1 protein-coding gene is annotated in these 606 nt (G+C 64.4%); it reads right to left on the bottom strand.

Going from position 1 to position 606, the window contains the following annotated elements:
• Window positions 1-606 (bottom strand): HAD-IC family P-type ATPase (locus ACN8M7_RS25945; RefSeq protein WP_490262625.1); only part of this gene is annotated, 606 nt, incomplete at both ends.

Below are 606 nucleotides of genomic sequence, written 5' to 3'. Positions count from 1 at the left end.
GCTGCATGGGGGCCTTGGAACGTTGGGCTCTGGCCACCATCTGAACGATCTGCGACAGCATGGTCTCGGCACCGACCTTCTGCGCCTCCATCACCAGGCTGCCGTGGGTGTTCAGGGTGGCACCGATGAGGGTATCCCCTGCCCGCTTGGTGACGGGCACCGGCTCGCCGGTGAGCATCGACTCGTCGACAGCGCTCTCGCCCTCCAGCACGGTGCCATCCACCGGGACTTTTTCGCCCGGCCGGACACGCAAGTGGTCACCCTGATGGACGTGGGTCAGCGGAATATCTTCTTCCTGGCCGTCAGGCCTGATGCGCCGGGCAGTCTTGGGGGCCAATCCCAGCAGTGACTTAATGGCGGCAGAGGTCTGCGAGCGGGCTTTGAGTTCGAGCATCTGGCCCAACAGCGTGAGCGAGATGATCACCGCGGCGGCCTCGAAGTAGACGCCGATGCGTCCATCCTGAACGAAGGCCGCCGGGAACCACTGCGGAACCAAGGTAGCGGCCACGCTGTAGAGGTAGGCAGCGGCCGTTCCCAAACCGATCAGGGTCCACATGTTGGGGCTGCGGTGGCGGATGGAGTCAATGCCGCGGGTGAAGAATACCC

It is taken from the genome of Pseudomonas spartinae (assembly GCF_965197125.1).
Classification (GTDB): domain Bacteria; phylum Pseudomonadota; class Gammaproteobacteria; order Pseudomonadales; family Pseudomonadaceae; genus Aquipseudomonas; species Aquipseudomonas composti_A.
This window is presented reverse-complemented; position numbering and strand designations above follow the sequence as displayed.